At 65.8% G+C, this 17,894-nt stretch carries 15 protein-coding genes; 3 read left to right on the forward strand and 12 right to left on the reverse strand.

What is annotated here, in order from left to right; translation table 11 throughout:
- Positions 1-2 precede the first annotated feature (2 nt).
- The 3 genes from folP to rlmE all read right to left on the reverse strand — a co-directional run bounded on the left by folP (position 3) and on the right by rlmE (position 3,477).
- Complete coding sequence (gene folP, locus ACLD0W_RS14010) at positions 3-794, reverse strand: dihydropteroate synthase (RefSeq protein WP_410308358.1); 792 nt, start codon at positions 792-794, stop codon at positions 3-5.
- A 73-nt stretch (positions 795-867) separates the two neighbouring features.
- Positions 868-2,793 carry an ATP-dependent zinc metalloprotease FtsH gene (ftsH, locus tag ACLD0W_RS14015; protein WP_410308359.1) on the reverse strand — a complete coding sequence of 642 codons (1,926 nt, stop codon included), beginning with the start codon at positions 2,791-2,793 and terminating at the stop codon, positions 868-870.
- A 66-nt stretch (positions 2,794-2,859) separates the two neighbouring features.
- Complete coding sequence (rlmE, locus tag ACLD0W_RS14020) at positions 2,860-3,477, reverse strand: 23S rRNA (uridine(2552)-2'-O)-methyltransferase RlmE (protein WP_410308104.1); 618 nt, start codon at positions 3,475-3,477, stop codon at positions 2,860-2,862.
- 66 nt (positions 3,478-3,543) lie between these two features.
- Here rlmE and ACLD0W_RS14025 point away from each other — a divergent pair, with 66 nt between their 5' ends.
- Entirely contained in the window at positions 3,544-3,858 is a 315-nt protein-coding gene (locus ACLD0W_RS14025; RefSeq protein ID WP_138770699.1) for a YhbY family RNA-binding protein, read from the forward strand.
- Between the two features lie 16 nt (positions 3,859-3,874).
- Here ACLD0W_RS14025 and greA read toward each other — a convergent pair whose 3' ends face one another.
- The 8 genes from greA to hrcA form a co-directional block, all read right to left on the reverse strand.
- Positions 3,875-4,351 (reverse strand): transcription elongation factor GreA, encoded by a 477-nt coding sequence (gene greA / locus ACLD0W_RS14030; RefSeq protein ID WP_410308105.1) that lies wholly within the window; start codon positions 4,349-4,351, stop codon positions 3,875-3,877.
- A 60-nt stretch (positions 4,352-4,411) separates the two neighbouring features.
- Positions 4,412-7,630, reverse strand: a complete 3,219-nt coding sequence (gene carB, locus ACLD0W_RS14035; protein ID WP_410308106.1) for a carbamoyl-phosphate synthase large subunit — start codon at positions 7,628-7,630, stop codon at positions 4,412-4,414.
- Between the two features lie 31 nt (positions 7,631-7,661).
- Positions 7,662-8,798 carry a glutamine-hydrolyzing carbamoyl-phosphate synthase small subunit gene (carA, locus tag ACLD0W_RS14040; RefSeq protein ID WP_410308107.1) on the reverse strand — a complete coding sequence of 379 codons (1,137 nt, stop codon included), beginning with the start codon at positions 8,796-8,798 and terminating at the stop codon, positions 7,662-7,664.
- 255 nt (positions 8,799-9,053) lie between these two features.
- The gene (dapB, locus tag ACLD0W_RS14045) at positions 9,054-9,878 is read right to left on the reverse strand and encodes a 4-hydroxy-tetrahydrodipicolinate reductase (protein WP_410308108.1); all 825 of its coding nucleotides are present in this window, start codon (positions 9,876-9,878) and stop codon (positions 9,054-9,056) included.
- 9 nt (positions 9,879-9,887) lie between these two features.
- Positions 9,888-11,015 carry a molecular chaperone DnaJ gene (gene dnaJ / locus ACLD0W_RS14050; protein ID WP_410308109.1) on the reverse strand — a complete coding sequence of 376 codons (1,128 nt, stop codon included), beginning with the start codon at positions 11,013-11,015 and terminating at the stop codon, positions 9,888-9,890.
- A 97-nt stretch (positions 11,016-11,112) separates the two neighbouring features.
- Positions 11,113-13,038 (reverse strand): molecular chaperone DnaK, encoded by a 1,926-nt coding sequence (dnaK, locus tag ACLD0W_RS14055; RefSeq protein ID WP_410308110.1) that lies wholly within the window; start codon positions 13,036-13,038, stop codon positions 11,113-11,115.
- Positions 13,039-13,194: 156 nt separating this feature from the next.
- Complete coding sequence (gene grpE / locus ACLD0W_RS14060; RefSeq protein WP_410308111.1) at positions 13,195-13,776, reverse strand: nucleotide exchange factor GrpE; 582 nt, start codon at positions 13,774-13,776, stop codon at positions 13,195-13,197.
- Positions 13,777-13,876: 100 nt separating this feature from the next.
- Positions 13,877-14,926 (reverse strand): heat-inducible transcriptional repressor HrcA, encoded by a 1,050-nt coding sequence (hrcA, locus tag ACLD0W_RS14065; protein WP_410308112.1) that lies wholly within the window; start codon positions 14,924-14,926, stop codon positions 13,877-13,879.
- Positions 14,927-15,084: 158 nt separating this feature from the next.
- Here hrcA and recN point away from each other — a divergent pair, with 158 nt between their 5' ends.
- Positions 15,085-16,755 carry a DNA repair protein RecN gene (recN, locus tag ACLD0W_RS14070; protein ID WP_410308113.1) on the forward strand — a complete coding sequence of 557 codons (1,671 nt, stop codon included), beginning with the start codon at positions 15,085-15,087 and terminating at the stop codon, positions 16,753-16,755.
- Positions 16,756-16,862: 107 nt separating this feature from the next.
- Here recN and fur read toward each other — a convergent pair whose 3' ends face one another.
- Positions 16,863-17,273, reverse strand: coding sequence for a ferric iron uptake transcriptional regulator (gene fur, locus ACLD0W_RS14075; RefSeq protein WP_410308114.1), 411 nt, complete (start codon positions 17,271-17,273; stop codon positions 16,863-16,865).
- 109 nt (positions 17,274-17,382) lie between these two features.
- Here fur and ACLD0W_RS14080 point away from each other — a divergent pair, with 109 nt between their 5' ends.
- Positions 17,383-17,880 (forward strand): outer membrane protein assembly factor BamE, encoded by a 498-nt coding sequence (locus ACLD0W_RS14080; RefSeq protein ID WP_410308115.1) that lies wholly within the window; start codon positions 17,383-17,385, stop codon positions 17,878-17,880.
- The last annotated feature ends 14 nt before the right edge of the window (positions 17,881-17,894 follow it).

Here is a 17,894-nt window from a genome sequence, read left to right on the forward strand (position 1 = left end):
GGTCAGGGACGACGATTTTTGTGATTGAGGACCGCGTGGGCAAAACGCACGCCGTCCACCGTGGCCTTGACGTCGTGGGCGCGCACGATGCGCGCGCCGCGCTCCACGCACATCACCGCCGCCGCCAGGGAGCCGGGCAGCCGTTCGTCCACCGGGCGATCCAGCACCTTGCCGATCATGCCCTTGCGCGACAGCCCCACCAGAATCGGCAGCTCCAGCGCCTTCAGTTGTTCCAGCTCCGCCAGCAACCGCAGGTTGTGGTCCAGGGTTTTGGCGAAACCGAAGCCCGGATCCACCAGCAGCCGCTCCCGGGCAATACCGGCGGCCTCGCAGGCCGCCACCCGCTCGCGCAGAAAGGCCACCACCTCGGCGGTCACGTTCTGGTAACGGGGATTATCCTGCATGTTGCCGGGCTCGCCGACCATATGCATCACACACACGGGCAGGCCGGTGGCCGCCGCCGCCTCCAGGGCGCCGGGACGGCGCAGGGAGCGCACGTCATTGATCAAGCCGGCGCCGGCGGCGGCGGTCTCGCGGATCACCGCCGGCGTGCTGGTGTCCACCGACACCACCGCGCCCAGCTCCCGGGCCAGGGCCTCGACCACCGGCACCACGCGATCCAGTTCCTCCTGCTCGGCCACCGGCTCGGCCCCCGGACGGGTGGATTCGCCGCCCACGTCGATGATCGCCGCACCCTCGTCCAGCAGCCGTGCCGCCTGACGCAGGGCGGCGTCCCGCGTGGTGTAGCGGCCGCCGTCGGAGAAGGAGTCCGGGGTCACGTTCAGGACCCCCATAACGAGGGGCGCGGACAGGTTCAGTGTCCGCGCCCCACAGCTCAGGCTGGTTGTTTCGCTCATCGACGCTGGATCAGTGCGTGTTCGCCGGTCCGCCGATGGCGTCGTCACCGGGCTTGGCATCACCGGCGGTCTCGTCGTCCGTGGACGAAGAGGTGCCGCTACCCGGGCCCTGGTCGCGCCAGTCCTTTGGCGGCCGCGGCTTGTGACCGGACATGATGTCGTTGATCTGCTCGGCGTCGATGGTCTCGTACTGCATCAGCGCTTCCGCCATCAGATCCAGCTTGTCCCGGTTCTCTTCGAGAATGGTCTTGGCCCGGGAGTAGCAGCTGTCGATGATGGCGCGCACTTCCCGATCGATCTCCTCGGAGGTCTGCTCGGACACGTGCTTGCGCTGGGACATCTGTTTGCCCAGGAACACCTCGCCTTCGTCTTCCTCGTAGGCGAGCGGCCCCATCTTCTCGCTCAGGCCCCATTTGGTGACCATGGCCCGGGCCATCTTGGTGGCCCGCTCGATGTCGTTGGAGGCACCGGTGGTGACGCCGTCGAAGCCCAGGGTCATTTCCTCGGCCAGCCGGCCGCCGTACAGCGAACAGATCGCCGACTCGATGGCGCGCTTGGACTGGGAGTACTTGTCCTCCTCGGGGAGGTACATGGTCACACCCAGGGCCCGGCCACGGGGAATGATGCTGACCTTGTAGACCGGATCGTGGTCCGGCACCAGCCGCCCGACGATGGCGTGGCCGGATTCGTGGTAGGCGGTGTTCAGCTTCTCTTTCTCGCTCATCACCATGGAGCGGCGTTCCGCGCCCATCAGGATCTTGTCCTTGGCCTTCTCGAACTCTTCCATGCTCACCATGCGCTTGTTGGCGCGGGCGGCGAACAGGGCGGCTTCGTTGACCAGGTTGGCCAGGTCGGCGCCGGAGAAACCGGGGGTGCCACGGGCCAGCACGCCGGGATCCACGTCCTCGGCCACCGGCACCGGGCGCATGTGCACCTTGAGCACCTGCTCACGGCCACGGATGTCCGGCAGCGGCACGGTTACCTGGCGGTCGAAACGGCCCGGGCGCAGCAGCGCCGGGTCAAGCACGTCCGGACGGTTGGTGGCGGCGATCACGATGATGCCATCGTTGGCGTCAAAGCCGTCCATTTCCACCAGCAGCTGGTTCAGGGTCTGTTCGCGCTCGTCGTGACCGCCGCCGAGACCGGCGCCCCGGGAACGGCCCACCGCGTCGATCTCGTCGATAAAGATAATGCAGGGGGCGTGCTTCTTGGCCTGATCGAACATGTCGCGCACCCGGGAGGCGCCCACGCCGACGAACATCTCCACGAAGTCGGAACCGGAAATGCTGAAGAACGGCACCTTGGCTTCGCCGGCGATGGCCTTGGCGAGCAGGGTTTTACCGGTACCCGGGGAGCCCACCATCAGCACGCCACGGGGAATCTTGCCGCCCAGGCGCTGGAACTTGGCCGGATCACGCAGAAACTCCACCAGCTCCTGCACTTCTTCCTTGGCCTCTTCCACGCCGGCCACATCGGCGAAGGTGGTCTTGATCTGGTCCTCGCCCATCAGCCGGGCCTTGGACTTGCCGAACGTCATCGGGCCACCGCCGCCCTTGCCGCCGCCCTGCATCTGCCGCATGAAGAAAATGAAGATCGCCAGGATCAGCAGAATCGGCAGCACCGACAGGAACAGCTGGGTCAGGAAACCCTGACGCTCCGGCTCCTTGCCGGTGACCTGCACGTTGTTCTGAATCAGCGTGGGGATCAGGTTGGTGTCCATGGCCGGCGGCTTGACGGTTTCGAAGCGGCTGCCGTCCTTCATCTCCCCGGAAATACGGGTATCGCCGATGGTGACCTGGTCCACATTGCCACTCTCCACGTTATGGATGAACGAGGAGTAGTTCAGCATTTGCTGGGAAGGCTGCGGGTTGATGCTGGAAGCCACTACATAGAGCACCCCGGCAATCACCAGCCACAGCACGATGTTCTTGGTCATGTCGTTCAAGGGAGACCTCGACTTACTGAGCGCAATAGCGCGTACTGACAGACTTGCAACTCTACACTACTTCAGGTGTGACCCCAATTGGTACACCTCGGTGGAGCGCGGCCGGCTGGCCGCCGGTTTACGGCTGACCACCTTCTTGAAGGCGCCCTGCAGGGAACGTCGATACTCGTCGAACCCCTCGCCTTGAAACACCTTGACCAGAAACTGACCGCGCGGTTGCAACACATTGACCGCCATATCCAGCGCCAGTTCGGCCAGATACATGGCCCGCGGCAGATCCACGGCCCGGTTCCCACTCATATTGGGGGCCATGTCCGACATTACAAGGTCGACCTTCTGCTCACCGAGCAGTGCAGTGATTTGCTCATAGACCGCCTCTTCCCGGAAATCCCCCTGCACGAAGGTCACGTCCGGAATGGCGTCCATGGCCAGAATGTCACTGGCCACGATAGTGCCCCGTGAACCCACCAGCCGGGCCGCCACCTGGGACCAGCCGCCGGGGGCGGCCCCCAGGTCCAGCACCCGCATGCCGGGCCGGAACAGCTTGTCCTTCTCGTGGATTTCCAGCAGCTTGAAACTGGCCCGGGAGCGGTACCCTTCCGCCTGCGCCTTCGCCACCCAGTGGTCGTCGAAGTGCTCCCGGAGCCAGCGCTGGCTGCTTTTTGATCGCGCCATGGGTCAGCGCCCCTCGCATCGGTGGGTTTCGGGGTCTAGAATAGCGCCCCCGTTTTGGAGAAGATCATGCCCCTGAGCCCGTTGGACAAGAAACGCCTGCGCCGTATCGGCCACCACCTCAAGCCGGTGCTGCTGTCCGGCGACAAGGGCCTCAGCGACACCTTCGTGGAAGAGCTTCAGGCGCGGCTGGAGGATCATGAGCTGATCAAGGTGAAGATCAGCGCGCCCACCCGGGACGAGCGGGCCCGCATGATCGACGAGCTGTGCGAGCGCAGTGGCGCGGAACTGGTACAGCGCATCGGCAATATCGCCCTGCTCTACCGTGCCGCCGCCAAACCCAATCCCAAGCTGTCCAATATTCTGCGCGCCCAGGATCAGTGATGCAGGAAGGAGCGCCTCAGCGGTGCTCCACCTTGTCCACTTCGTATTCCTTGACGCCGCCCGGCGTCTCGATCTGCACCACGTCGCCTTCCTCGCGGCCGATCAGGCCCCGGGCGATCGGTGAGTTGACGCTCAGCTTGCCGTTCTTGATGTCCGACTCATCGTCACCGACGATCTGGTAGACCTTCTCTTCGTCGGTATCCACGTCCAGGATCGTCACCGTGACCCCGAAAATCACCTTGCCGGTGTTCTCCAGGCTGGTGATGTCGATGATCTGGGCGTTGGAAAGCTTGCCCTCGATTTCCTGGATGCGCCCCTCACAGAACCCCTGCTGCTCACGGGCGGCGTGGTATTCGGCGTTTTCCTTCAGATCGCCGTGCTCGCGGGCCTCGGCGATGGCGGCGGAAATTCGCGGGCGGTCCACCTTCTTGAGCTGGTCGAGTTCCTTGCGCAGGGCATCGGCGCCAGCGACCGTCATGGGAACGCGTTGCATAGAAATAACCTCTTTCGTCATCCTTGGGCCGCCCCGGGGGCGGCCCGGGACGACGTTCGGTTAATGCATTTCGGCGTGCAGGTCCTGCAGACGACGGACCTGCGGCTCACCGCTGATGGCCATGGCCTGGCAGACCGCGTAGGCCGCGGTGATGGTGGTGGTGTAGAACACCTTGTGCTGCAGGGCCGAGCGGCGGATGGCGAAGGAATCGCGGATCGCCTGCTTGCCCTCGGTGGTGTTCACGATCAGCTTCACCTCGTCGTTCTTGATCATGTCGACGATGTGCGGCCGTCCTTCCAGCACCTTGTTCACCGGCTTCACCGTCAGGCCGGCTTCGGCCAGGTGAGCGGCGGTGCCCCGGGTGGCCACCAGCTCGAAGCCCAGCTCGATCAGCGAGCGGGCCACTTCCACCGCCACCGCCTTGTCCGCGTCGCGCACGGAAATAAAGGCGGTACCGCCCTCCGGCAGGCGCTCGCCGGCGCCCAGGGACGCCTTGCCGAAGGCCTCGGCGAAGGTTTCGCCAACGCCCATCACCTCACCGGTGGATTTCATTTCCGGGCCGAGGATCGGGTCCACTTTCGGGAACTTGGCGAACGGGAACACCGCTTCCTTGACGAAATAATGGCGCGGCGCCACTTCCTCGGTGAAACCCTGCTCCGCCAGGGAGGTGCCGGCCATGCAGCGGGCCGCCACCTTGGCGAGGGACACGCCGATGCACTTGGACACATAGGGGACCGTGCGCGAGGCGCGCGGGTTCACTTCCAGCACATAGACTTCGTCGCCCTTGACCGCGAACTGCACGTTCATCAGGCCGATCACGCCCAGCTCCAGGGCCATGGCGGCGGCCTGTTCGCGCATCACGTCCTGCACCGCCTTGTCCAGGGAGTACGGCGGCAGGGAGCAGGCCGAGTCACCGGAGTGCACGCCGGCCTGTTCGATGTGCTGCATGATGCCGCCGATCACCACCTGCTTGCCGTCACAGATGGCGTCCACGTCCACCTCGATGGCGTCGTCCAGGAAGCGATCGAGCAGCACCGGTGAATCGTTGGACACGCTCACCGCGTTGTTCATGTAGCTGCGCAGTTCCGCCTCGTTATAGACGATCTCCATGGCCCGGCCACCGAGCACGTAGGAGGGCCGGACCACCAGCGGATAGCCGATTTCCTCGGCCAGCTTGATGCCCTCGTCCATGGAGCGCGCGGTACGGTTGGGCGGCTGCTTGAGGCCAAGCTTGTTGACCATCTGCTGAAAGCGCTCGCGGTCCTCGGCCTCGTCGATGGCGTCCGGGCTGGTACCGATGATCGGCACGCCGAACGCCTGCAGGTCGCGAGCCAGTTTCAGCGGCGTCTGGCCGCCATACTGGACAATCACGCCCTTGGGCTTTTCCTTGTCGACGATGGCCAGCACGTCTTCCAGGGTGATCGGCTCGAAGTAGAGCCGGTCGGAGGTGTCGTAGTCGGTGGACACGGTTTCCGGGTTGCAGTTGACCATGATGGTCTCGTAGCCGTCGTCCTTCATGGCGAAGGCGGCGTGGACACAACAATAGTCGAACTCGATGCCCTGGCCGATACGGTTCGGCCCGCCGCCGATCACCATGATCTTGTCACGGTCGGAGGGGTTCGACTCGCACTCCTCGTCGTAGCTGGAGTACATGTAGGCGGTGCTGGTGGCGAATTCCGCCGCGCAGGTGTCGACCCGCTTGAACACCGGCATCACGTCCAGTTCGCGGCGCTTGAGGCGCACGTCCACTTCCTTGACGCCCAGCAGCTGCGCCAGGCGCGCGTCGGAAAAGCCCTTGCGCTTGAGCTGATAGAGCCGCGTTTTGCCCAGATCGCTGAAGGTCCCGGCGGCCACCGCCTTCTCTTCGTTGATCAGGTCGGCGATCTGCACCAGGAACCAGCGATCTATCTGGGTGATGTTGAACACGTCGTCGACGCTCATCCCGCTGCGGAAGGCGTCGCCGACGATCCAGATCCGCTCCGGCCCGGGCGTGGACAGCAGTTGGGCAATGCGCTCGGCGGCGTCCGGCGCGTCCAGATCGATGTGCGGGTCGAAACCGACGGAATCGGTTTCCAGGCCGCGCAGGGCCTTGTGCAGGGATTCCTGGAAGTTGCGGCCGATGGACATCACCTCGCCCACGGACTTCATCTGGGTGGTGAGCACCGGATCGGCGGCGGCGAACTTCTCGAAGTTGAAGCGCGGAATCTTGGTGACCACGTAATCGATGGACGGCTCGAAGGACGCCGGGGTGGCACCACCGGTGATCTCGTTCTGCAGCTCGTCGAGGGTGTAGCCCACCGCCAGCTTGGCGGCCACCTTGGCGATCGGGAAGCCGGTGGCCTTGGAGGCCAGCGCCGAGGACCGCGATACCCGCGGGTTCATCTCGATCACCACCATGCGGCCTGTGTCCGGGCACATGCCGAACTGCACGTTGGAGCCGCCGGTTTCCACGCCGATTTCGCGCAGCACCGCCAGGGAGGCATCGCGCATCACCTGGTATTCCTTGTCGGTGAGCGTTTGCGCCGGGGCCACGGTGATGGAATCGCCGGTGTGCACGCCCATCGGATCGAAGTTCTCGATGGCGCAGACGATGATGCAGTTGTCGTTCTTGTCGCGAACGACCTCCATCTCGTATTCCTTCCAGCCCAGCAGCGATTCGTCGATCAGCAGCTCATGGGTCGGCGAGAGATCGAAACCGCGGGTGCAGATTTCCTCGAACTCTTCCTTGTTGTACGCCACACCGCCGCCGGAGCCGCCCATGGTGAACGACGGCCGGATGATCGAGGGAAAGCCCAGCTCGGCCTGGATTTCCCAGGCCTGCTCCATGGTGCGGGCGACCTTGGCACGCGGGCACTCCAGGCCGATGTTGCGCATCGCCTTGTCGAAGCGGTCCCGGTTCTCGGCCTTGTCGATGGTGTCCGCGTTGGCGCCGATCATCTCCACGCCGAACTTCGCCAGCACGCCGTGGCGCTCCAGATCCAGGGCGCAGTTGAGCGCGGTCTGGCCGCCCATGGTGGGCAGCAGCGCGTCCGGGCGCTCCTTCTCGATGATCTTGGCCACCGTCTCCCAGGTGATGGGCTCAATGTAGGTGGCGTCCGCCATGGCCGGGTCGGTCATGATGGTGGCCGGGTTGGAGTTCACCAGGATCACCCGGAAACCTTCCTCGCGCAGGGCCTTGCAGGCCTGGGCACCGGAATAGTCGAACTCGCAGGCCTGACCAATGACGATCGGGCCGGCGCCAATGATGAGGATGCTCTGTATATCGGTTCTCTTGGGCATAGGTGCTAACCGTCAGGCGTGAATTCGGTGTTCAGCGATCGGCCCCGTGGGCCTCCATCAGCTCGATGAAATGATCGAACAGCGGCGCGCAGTCGTGCGGGCCGGGGCTGGCTTCCGGGTGACCCTGGAAGCTGAAGGCCGGCTGGTCGGTGCGGTGAATCCCCTGCAGGGTGCCGTCGAACAGGGACACATGGGTCACCTTGACGTTGTCCGGCAGGGTCTCGGCGTCCACCGCGAAACCGTGGTTCTGGCTGGTGATCATCACCGTGCCGTCGTCCAGGTTCTTGACCGGGTGGTTGGCGCCGTGGTGGCCGTTCTTCATCTTCACCGTGCGCGCGCCACTGGCCAGGCCGAGCAGCTGGTGCCCCAGGCAGATGCCGAAGGTGGGCAGCCCGGTGGCGACGATCTCGCGGATCGCATCGATGGCGTAATCGCAGGGCTCCGGGTCGCCGGGGCCGTTGGCCAGGAACACGCCGTCCGGCTGCATGGCCAGCACTTCGGCGGCCGGGGTCCGCGCCGGCACCACGGTGAGGTCGCAGCCGCGATCGGCGAGCATGCGCAGAATATTGCGCTTGCAGCCGTAATCGTAGGCCACCACCTTGAAGCGTGGCTCACCGCCGGGGCGGTGACCGGTGGTGCGTTCCCAGGTGCCCTCGGACCACTGGTAACGCTCCTTGACGCTCACTTCCCGGGCCAGGTCCATGCCCTTGAGACCGGGGAAGGCACGGGCGGCGGCCAGCGCTTTCTCTTCATCGATGTCGTCGCCGGCCAGGATGCAGCCGTTTTGCGCGCCCTTGTCGCGCAGAATACGGGTCAGGCGGCGGGTATCGATGTCGGCGATGGCGACGATGCCGCGTTCCTTCAGGTATTCCGGCAGGGACTGCCGGGCGCGCCAGCTGCTTACCGTCAGGGTCAGATCGCGGATCACCAGGCCGGCGGCCCAGACGCGCGCGGACTCTTCGTCCTCCGGGTTCACCCCGGTATTGCCGATATGCGGATAGGTCAGGGTCACGATCTGCTTGGCATAGGACGGATCGGTGAGAATTTCCTGATAGCCGGTCATGGCGGTGTTGAACACCACTTCACCCACGGTTTCACCCGTGGCGCCAATCGCGACACCCCGAAAGAGACTACCGTCTTCCAGAGCAAGTATGGCGGGTACCGTCAACGCAACCTCCTGGCGGATAGGGACTTGTGGAGATCGGTGGCGGGGGCCGGAACCCCTTGCGAGGTTCGCAAAAAAGCGAGATGGATTGCTCCACCTCGCTTTCAGGAAACGCGTTCTGAGGGAAAAACACCCGGTTTCACACGGCCACCCGCTCGCCCATCTTGGGCAGGCGGTATTTTAGGACGTAACCGTCCCGGTGTCACGTCACACGCCCGGATTCGCGGCAATCGCGGCTGAAAGCCGCGATAAGCGCTGTTAGCGGCCCCAGCCGGCGCTGTCGCCGGTCAGGCCGAGCACGTCCTGCATATCGAACAGGCCGCGATCATGGCCGCCCAGCCACTGGGCCGCGCGCACCGCGCCCCGGCCGAAGGACATGCGGCTGGACGCCTTGTGGGTGATTTCCACCCGCTCGCCCTCGGCGGCGAACATCACCGTGTGGTCGCCGACGATGTCGCCGGCGCGGATGGTCTCGAAGCCGATGGTGCGACGGTCGCGCTCACCGGTGCGGCCCTCGCGACCGTACACCGCGCATTCCTTCAGGTCCCGGCCGAGGGTCTGGGCCACCACTTCGCCCATGCGCAGGGCGGTGCCGGAGGGGGCGTCGATCTTGTGCCGGTGGTGGGCCTCGATCACTTCGATATCCACCTCGTCGCCGAGCACCGCGGCGGCGGTTTCCAGCAGCTTGAAGCACAGGTTCACGCCAATCGAGTAGTTGGGCGCGAAGCAGATGGCGATGTCCTCGCTGGCGTCGCGCAGCAGCGCCGTCTGTTCATCGTCCAGGCCGGTGGTGCCGATCACCAGGCGGGTGCCGGCGGCGCGGCACACCTGGATGTGGCGGGCGGTGGCCTCGGGCACGGTGAAGTCGATGAACACCTCCGCGTCGCGCACCACCTTCTCCAGGTCGTCCGCCAGGACCACGCCCAGGGCCTTACGGCCCAGCAGCTCGCCGGCGTCCACGCCGATCAGGCTGGAGCCCGGCACGTCCACGGCGGCGGCCAGCTCGGTGTCCGGATTGGCCAGGGTGGCCTCCATCAGAATCCGGCCCATGCGCCCGGCGGCGCCGATGATGCCTACTTTCATAGTGTTTCCTCAGAGCCCTTCGAAGAACCGCTTGACGCCCTCGAACCAGCTGGTGCGGCGGGGATTGTGGCGCTCGCCGCCCTTTTCCAGGGAGTCCTGGAGTTGGCGCAGCAGGTCTTTCTGGTCCCCGGACAGCTTCACCGGGGTCTCCACCACCACCTTGCACAGCAGGTCGCCGGGCGGCCCGCCCCGTACCGGGGTGACGCCCTTGCCGCGCAGCCGGAACAGTTTGCCGGTCTGGGTCTCCGGCGGCACCTTCAATTTGACCTGGCCGTTCAGGGTCGGCACATCCAGCTCGCCGCCCAGGGCCGCGTCCACGAAGCTGAGCGGCACCTCCACGTGCAGGTTCTCGCCGTCGCGCTTGAAGATGTCGTGCTCACGGACCGCCACCTGCACGTACAGATCACCGGGCGGGGCGCCGTTCATGCCCGCCTCGCCCTTGCCGGCCAGACGGATGCGGTCGCCGGTATCGACGCCGGCGGGGATCTTCACCGACAGGGTGCGCGTGGTCTGCACCCGGCCCTGGCCACCGCAGTGGCCACAGGGGTTCTCCACCACCCGGCCTTCGCCGTGGCAGGTGGGGCAGGCCTGCTGCACCGTGAAAAAGCCCTGCTGCATGCGCACCTGGCCCATGCCGTTACAGGTCGGGCAGGTCACCGGCTGCTCGCCGGCCTGGGCGCCGCTGCCGTCGCACACCTCGCAGCTGTCCCAGCTGGGCACGCGGATCTTTTCCTCGCAACCGCGTACCGCCTGCTCCAGGGTCAGCTCCAGGGTATAGCGCAGGTCGGCGCCCCGGGCCGGGCCGCGACGGCCACCGCCGCCGAAGATATCGCCGAAGATGTCACCGAAGATATCGCCGAAGCCGCCGCCACCGAAGCCGCCGGCGCCACCGCCGCCGAAGCCGCCCTGGCCGTTGACCCCGGCATGGCCGAACTGGTCGTAGGCGGCGCGCTTCTGCTCGTCGGAGAGCACCTCGTAGGCTTCCTTGGCCTCCTTGAACTTGGCCACCGCCTCCTGGTCATCCGGATTGCGGTCCGGATGGTACTTCATGGCCAGGCGTCGGTAGGCCTTTTTCAGATCCTGCTGGCCGGCGTCCTTGCCCACCCCCAGCACTTCGTAATAATCACGTTTGGACATAATTAAGGGCTGCTTTTTTACGTCGACTTTAAGCGAAGACGCCGGGCCCTGGGGCCCGGCGCTGCTGGTCCGACGTCAGACGTCTGACGTCCGACGCTTACTTCTTCTTATCGTCGTCGACTTCCTCGAACTCGGCGTCAACGACATCGTCACCGGAGGCCTTCTGCTGCTGGCCGGCGTCGGCGCCGCCCTGCTCGGCCTGCTGGGCTTCGGCATACATCTTCTGCGCCAGGGACCCGGAGGCCTCGGTGAGTGCCTTGGTCTTGGCCTCGATATCGTCCTTGTCACTGCCCTTGAGCGCCTGCTCCAGGTCGGAGATCGCCGTGTTGATGGCTTCCTTCTCCTCGTCGCTGGCCTTGTCACCCGCCTCTTCCAGGGTCTTGCGGGTGGCGTGCACCAGATGGTCGCCCTGGTTACGGGCCTGCACCAGCTCCTCGAACTTCTTGTCCTCGTCGGCGTGGGCCTCGGCGTCCTTGACCATTTGATCGATCTCGTCGTCGGACAGACCGGAGGAAGCCTTGATCTGGATCGACTGCTCCTTGCCGGTGGCCTTGTCCTTGGCGCCCACGTGCAGGATGCCGTTGGCGTCGATGTCGAAGGTCACCTCGATCTGCGGCACGCCGCGCGGCGCCGGCGGAATGTCTTCCAGGTTGAACTGGCCCAGGGACTTGTTCTGCCCGGCCTGTTTACGCTCGCCCTGCAGCACGTGCACGGTCACCGCGGTCTGGTTGTCCTCGGCGGTGGAGAACACCTGCGACGCGTTGGTCGGGATGGTGGTGTTCTTCTCGATGATCGGCGTCATCACGCCGCCCATGGTTTCAATACCCAGGGTCAGCGGGGTCACGTCGAGCAGCAGCACGTCCTTGACGTCGCCGGCCAGCACCGCGCCCTGAATGGCGGCGCCGATGGCCACGGCTTCATCCGGGTTGACGTCCTTGCGGGCGTCCTTGCCGAAGAAGTCGGCCACTTTCTTCTGCACCATGGGCATGCGGGTCTGGCCGCCCACCAGGATCACGTCGGTGATGTCGGCGGCTTTCACGCCGGCATCGGTGAGCGCGGTCTTGCACGGCTCCAGGGAGCGGGTCACCAGCTGCTCCACCAGGGATTCCAGCTTGGCGCGGGTCAGCTTCACCACCAGGTGCTTGGGACCGGTCTGGTCGGCGGTGATGTACGGCAGGTTGACCTCGGTCTGCTCCGCGGAAGACAGCTCGATCTTGGCTTTCTCGGCGGCTTCCTTGAGGCGCTGCATGGCCAGGGCGTCGCCGCCCAGGTCGATGCCGGAGTCCTTCTTGAACTGGTCGGCCAGGAAATTAATGATCGCCAGGTCGAAGTCCTCGCCACCCAGGAAGGTGTCACCGTTGGTGGCCAGCACCTCGAACTGATGCTCACCGTCCACCTCGGCGATCTCGATGATGGAGATGTCGAAGGTACCGCCACCCAGGTCGTAGACCGCGATGGTGCGGTCGCCGCCTTTCTTGTCCAGGCCATAGGCCAGGGCCGCGGCGGTGGGCTCGTTGATGATGCGCTTCACCTCGAGGCCGGCGATGCGGCCGGCGTCCTTGGTGGCCTGACGCTGGGAGTCGTTGAAGTAGGCGGGCACGGTGATCACCGCCTCGGTGACTTCCTCGCCGAGATAGTCTTCCGCGGTCTTCTTCATTTTCTTGAGGACCTGCGCGGAAATCTGCGGCGGCGCCATCTTCTCGCCTTTCACTTCCACCCAGGCGTCACCGTTGTCGGCCTTGGTGATCTTGTAGGGCACCATCTTGATGTCCTTCTGCACCACGTCGTCTTCAAAACGACGGCCGATCAGACGCTTGACCGCGTACAGGGTGTTGGTGGGGTTGGTCACCGCCTGACGCTTGGCGGCCTGACCGACGAGGATTTCGTTGTCCTCGGTGTAGGCGATGATGGACGGCGTGGTGCGCGCGCCCTCGGCGTTTTCGATTACCTTGGTTTTGTCCCCTTCCATGACAGCGACACAGCTGTTGGTGGTGCCAAGGTCGATACCAATGATCTTACCCATAATGCTCCATTCTCCTTCACACGGTCCGGACCCCTTCAGGCCGCCCGGACAGCTGAACCTTATTGACTTGCCAGCTATATGGCGGCTGGCTTGCGCTTTTCAAGAGTGCCGCGGCCGGGGCTCCGGGGAGTTCGGCGGCGCGGCGCCACGGGGCGTTCAACCGGCCTTGCTGACCACCACCCGGGCCGGGCGAATCAGACGGCCGTTGAGCAGATAGCCCTTCTCCAGCACCTCGATGACGCTGTTGGGCTCGGCGTTCGGCGCCGGCACCATGGTCATCGCTTCGTGGTGTTCCGGGTTGAACGGCTGCCCCTGGGGATCGATCTGTTCCAGGTTGTACCTGGCGAACACGTCGAGCAGCACTTTCAGGGTCAGCTCCAGGCCCTCGCGGGCGGGCTGCAGGGTCGGGTCGTCCGCGTCCAGGGTGGACAGGCCCCGTTCCAGGCTGTCGGCCACCGGCAGCAGATCGCCGGCGAACTTCTCCAGCGCGAACTTGTGGGCGCTCTCCACGTCCCGCTCGGCGCGGCGACGCACGTTCTGCATTTCCGCCTGGGCGCGCAAATCCGCCTCGGCCAGCGCCTTTTCCAGGCGGGCCACGCGCTCACGGGCCTCGGCCAGCTCCTGCTCGGCGGTGGACGCCTGGGCGTCCTCCTCGACGATCTCCGGCTCCTCGTGGGGGGCCTGCTCGTTCACCTCGGGCTGATCGTCGCCCTGCTTTTGTTTGTCCTGATCACTCATATCCACTCCAAAGTCCCCGGTTGCGGGAAAGCGAGCAAAGATATGGGAACGGCCCGGCGGGATTCAAGGGCCGTGGCGGGAACCGGCGGTGGCGCCGTTGTTACAGCTGGGTCAGGGCGGCGGACAGAATGCGCGCGGTGATGTCCACGGTGGGGATCACCCGTTCGTAGTCCATGCGGGTGGGGCCGACCACGGCGAGCACGCCCATCGGGCCGTTATCGACCTTGTAGGGGGCGGACACCAGGGAATATTCCTCGAACGGCTGGTAGCCGGATTCCCGGCCGATGAAGATCTGCACGCCATCGGCTTTGACGCTGCGTTCGAGCAAATGAAGGATGTCGCGCTTGCGGTTGAACGCCTCGAACAGATCGCGCAGCTTGCCGATGCCGCCGGCCTCGGCGCTGTCGAGCAGGTTGGACTCGCCGGACACCACGTAATCGGAGTCCTTTTGCTCCGGCCGCAGCGCCTTGCCGGCGATGTCCACGGTGGTCTGCATCAGTTCGTCGAGCTGGGCGCGGTCCGCGTCCATGGTGCTGAGCAGCCCCTCGCAGATGCTGTCCAGATCGCAGCCGGCGTAGGTGTGATTAATGTAATTGGCGGCCTGGCGCAGCTCCACCTCGCCGTATTCGCGGCTGGTCTGGATGATGCGGTTCTGCACCTCGGAGCGGTTCACCACCAGCACCACCAGCACCCGCTGGCCGGACAGTGGCAGAAACTCCACCTGGCGCAGGGTGGTCACCTCGCGGCGCGGCACCGCCACCAGCCCGGCCATGCGGGTCAGTTCGGCCAGGGTCCGGGAAGCCTGGGAGACCAGCGCCTGGTGCGACTGGTCCGGCGCCAGCAACTGGCGCAGTTCGTCGCGCAGGCGGGCGTTATCCGGGTTCTCCATGGTGGTGGACGCCAGCAGGGTGTCCACGTACAGACGGTAGCCCCGCTCGGTGGGAATACGCCCGGCGGAGGTGTGCGGGCTGGTCAGCAGCCCCATGTCCTCGAGCTCGGCCATGATATTGCGGATGGTCGCCGGGCTGACCTGCAGGCCGCCGCCGCCGGCCAGGCTTTTCGAGCCCACGGGCTGGCCGTGGCGAATATGCCGCTCCACCAGGGCCATCAACAGTCGTTGCTTGCGTTCGTTCAGTTCCAGCCGGGCCATACTTCAAATACCAGGAAAGACGTCTCAGTATAACGCGGCGTTCAGTCTACGCACCCGGCGCGCATTACGCACCCGGCACCGTCGATCCGGCGCCGGGGGCTTACACTGGCGCCGGGAATCGACTAGCATCCCGACAATACTGGCCAGAAGGACAGTCCATGCTGACCCATCTCAGTGTTCGCCATTTCGCCACCGTGGACCAGCTCGAGCTGGAGCCGGAGACCGGCCTGACCGTGATCAGCGGCGAAACCGGCGCCGGCAAATCGGTGATCATCGATGCTCTGTCGCTGACCCTCGGCGAACGGGCGGACAGCGCCGTGGTGCGCCCGGGCTGCGAACGGGCCGAGGTGCTGGCCACCTTCCACCTGGGCGACAACCCGTCCGCCCGCGCCTGGCTCGCCGAACGCGAGCTGGACGACGGCGACGAGTGCCTGCTGCGCCGCACGGTGCGCGCCGACGGTCGCTCGCGGGCCTACATCAACGGCACCCCCACGCCGCTCACCGAGGTGCGCGAGCTGGGCGAGCATCTGATCAGCATCCACAGCCAGCACGAACACCAGGCCCTGCTGCGCAAGGACACCCACCGGGCGCTGCTGGACAGCCTGGCGGAGGCCGGCGATCTGGCCGCCGAGGTGCGCGAGGCCTGGCGCCACTGGCAGCGGGCCCGGCGCGCCCACGACGACGCCCTGGCCAGCGCCCGCGAGCAGAGCGAGCGCCAGGAGCTGTTGCGCTTCCAGCTGGAAGAGCTGGACGCCCTGGCCCTGGCGGAGGGTGAACTGGCCGAGCTGGAGCAGGAACAGCAGCGCCTGGGCAACGCCGAAGCGCTGATCCGCCTGTGCCAGCAGGCGGTCACCGCCCTGTACGATGGCGAGGACAACACCATCAACGACCATCTGGGCCAGGTCAGCCACTGGGTGGAGGAAGCCCGCGCCAGTGACGACGCCCTGGCCGGCGTGTTCGACACGGTGGAATCCGCCCGCCTGCAGGTGGAGGCGGCCGCCGAGGACCTGCGTCATTATCTGGAAAAGCTGGACCTGGACCCGGAACGCCTCAACCAGGTGGAAGAGCGCCTGGGCCAGGCCTACAGCCTGGCCCGCAAGCACCGGCTGCGCCCGGAGGAGCTGGTGGAGCACCACCGCAAGCTGGCCGGCGAAGCGGACACCCTGGAGCATTTCGACGAGCACCTGGAGGCCCTGGCCAGCGCCGAGCGGGCCGCCCACGACACCTACCTGGGCCACGCCCAGGCGCTGGGCCGGCGCCGCCGTGACGCCGCCACCACCCTGACCCGGGAGGTGCAGAAGCAGCTCAAGGCCCTGGGCATGAAGGCCGCCCGTCTGGAGACCGTGGTCGAGGAAGGCAAACCCGGGCCGGACGGTCTGGAAGAGGTGGAATTCCGCTTCTCCGCCAACCCGGGCCAGCCACCCCGGCCGCTGGCCAAGGTGGCCTCCGGCGGCGAGCTGTCACGGGTGAGCCTGGCGATCCAGGTGATCTGCGCGCGCAACCTGACCGTGCCCAGCCTGGTGTTCGACGAGGTGGACGTGGGCGTGGGCGGCGGCGTGGCGGAAATCGTCGGCCGCCTGCTGCGCGAACTGGGCGGCCATGCCCAGGTGCTGTGCATCACCCACCAGCCCCAGGTGGCCGCCCAGGGCCATCAGCACTGGCAGGTGCACAAGCTGCAGGGCAAGGACACCACCCACACCCGCATTCAGCCCCTGGACGAGGGCGCCCGGGTGGAGGAAGTGGCGCGCATGCTCGGCGGCGTGGAGATCACCGCTTCCACCCGTGCCCATGCCCGGGAAATGCTCGACAAGGGCCAGCGCGTGGCCTGAAACGCCAAAACCCGGCCCGCCGGCGGGCGGGTCGGGCGATTCAGGGCAAGGCTGGCGGCGCGCCACGGCGGACACCGCGGCACAGGCTGGCGGGGCTGAAGAGGGGCTTACTTCTTGCCGGCTTTGGGCCGGACGTACAGCACCAGGGAGTGATCGACGATCTCGTAACCGTGCTGCTCGGCGATGCGGTGCTGGCGTTTCTCGATTTCCTCGTCCAGGAATTCGATCACCTCGCCGGACTCCATGCACACCATATGATCATGGTGCTCCTCGTCGGCCAGCTCGAACACCGCCGACCCGCCTTCGAAGTTGTGGCGCAGCACGATGCCGGCCTGCTCGAACTGGGTGAGCACCCGGTAGACGGTGGCCAGGCCCACGTCCTCCCCGGAGTCCATCAGCGATTTGTAGATGTCCTCGGCGCTGAGATGCCGTTCCTTGGAGGATTCCAGCTGCTGCAGGATTTTCATCCGTGGCAGGGTCACCTTCAAGCCCGCTTTCCTAAGATCCTGATTATCCAAAATAATTGCTCCGTATGCCGCCAGCGGGGATTCCCGATTCCGTGAGGAACCTTGTTCCCCTTAGACAAGTCTGTATTATCGCCCGGACATTATGCCAAGTCGAAACATCATGCCAAGGACCATTCTCGTTTCCCTGTTGTTCGCCGCCCTGCTGGCCGGCTGCAGTTCCCTGCGATTCCCCGGGGTGTACCGCATTGATATCCCTCAGGGGAATGTGGTCTCCCAGGACATGCTGGCCGAGCTGGAGCCCGGCATGACCCCGGAACAGGTGCGTTTCGTACTGGGGCCGCCCACCCTCACCGACCCGTTCACCCCGGATACCTGGCTCTACCTGCTGCATTACCAGCCCGGCAAGGCGGACACCGTGAAGCAGCAGGTGGTGGTGTATTTCGAAGGGGGCCGCTACAGCCGTTACGAAGGCCAGGCGCTGGCCGACGTGCGTGAACGCACTTCCGGCCGCCGCGACCGTGAACTGGAACTGCGCGCCGAGGACCGCCGTCGTGACGGCGGCACCGTCGATCAGGAGCCGCTCAACGACCCGGAACCGGACCCGGGCGCGCCGCCGAGCACCCCGGAAGCGACCACGGTGCCGCTGCCCCGGTCATAGTAAGCCGCTGCCCA

This window comes from Alloalcanivorax sp. C16-1 (genome assembly GCF_046507805.1).
Classification (GTDB): Bacteria; Pseudomonadota; Gammaproteobacteria; order Pseudomonadales; family Alcanivoracaceae; genus Alloalcanivorax.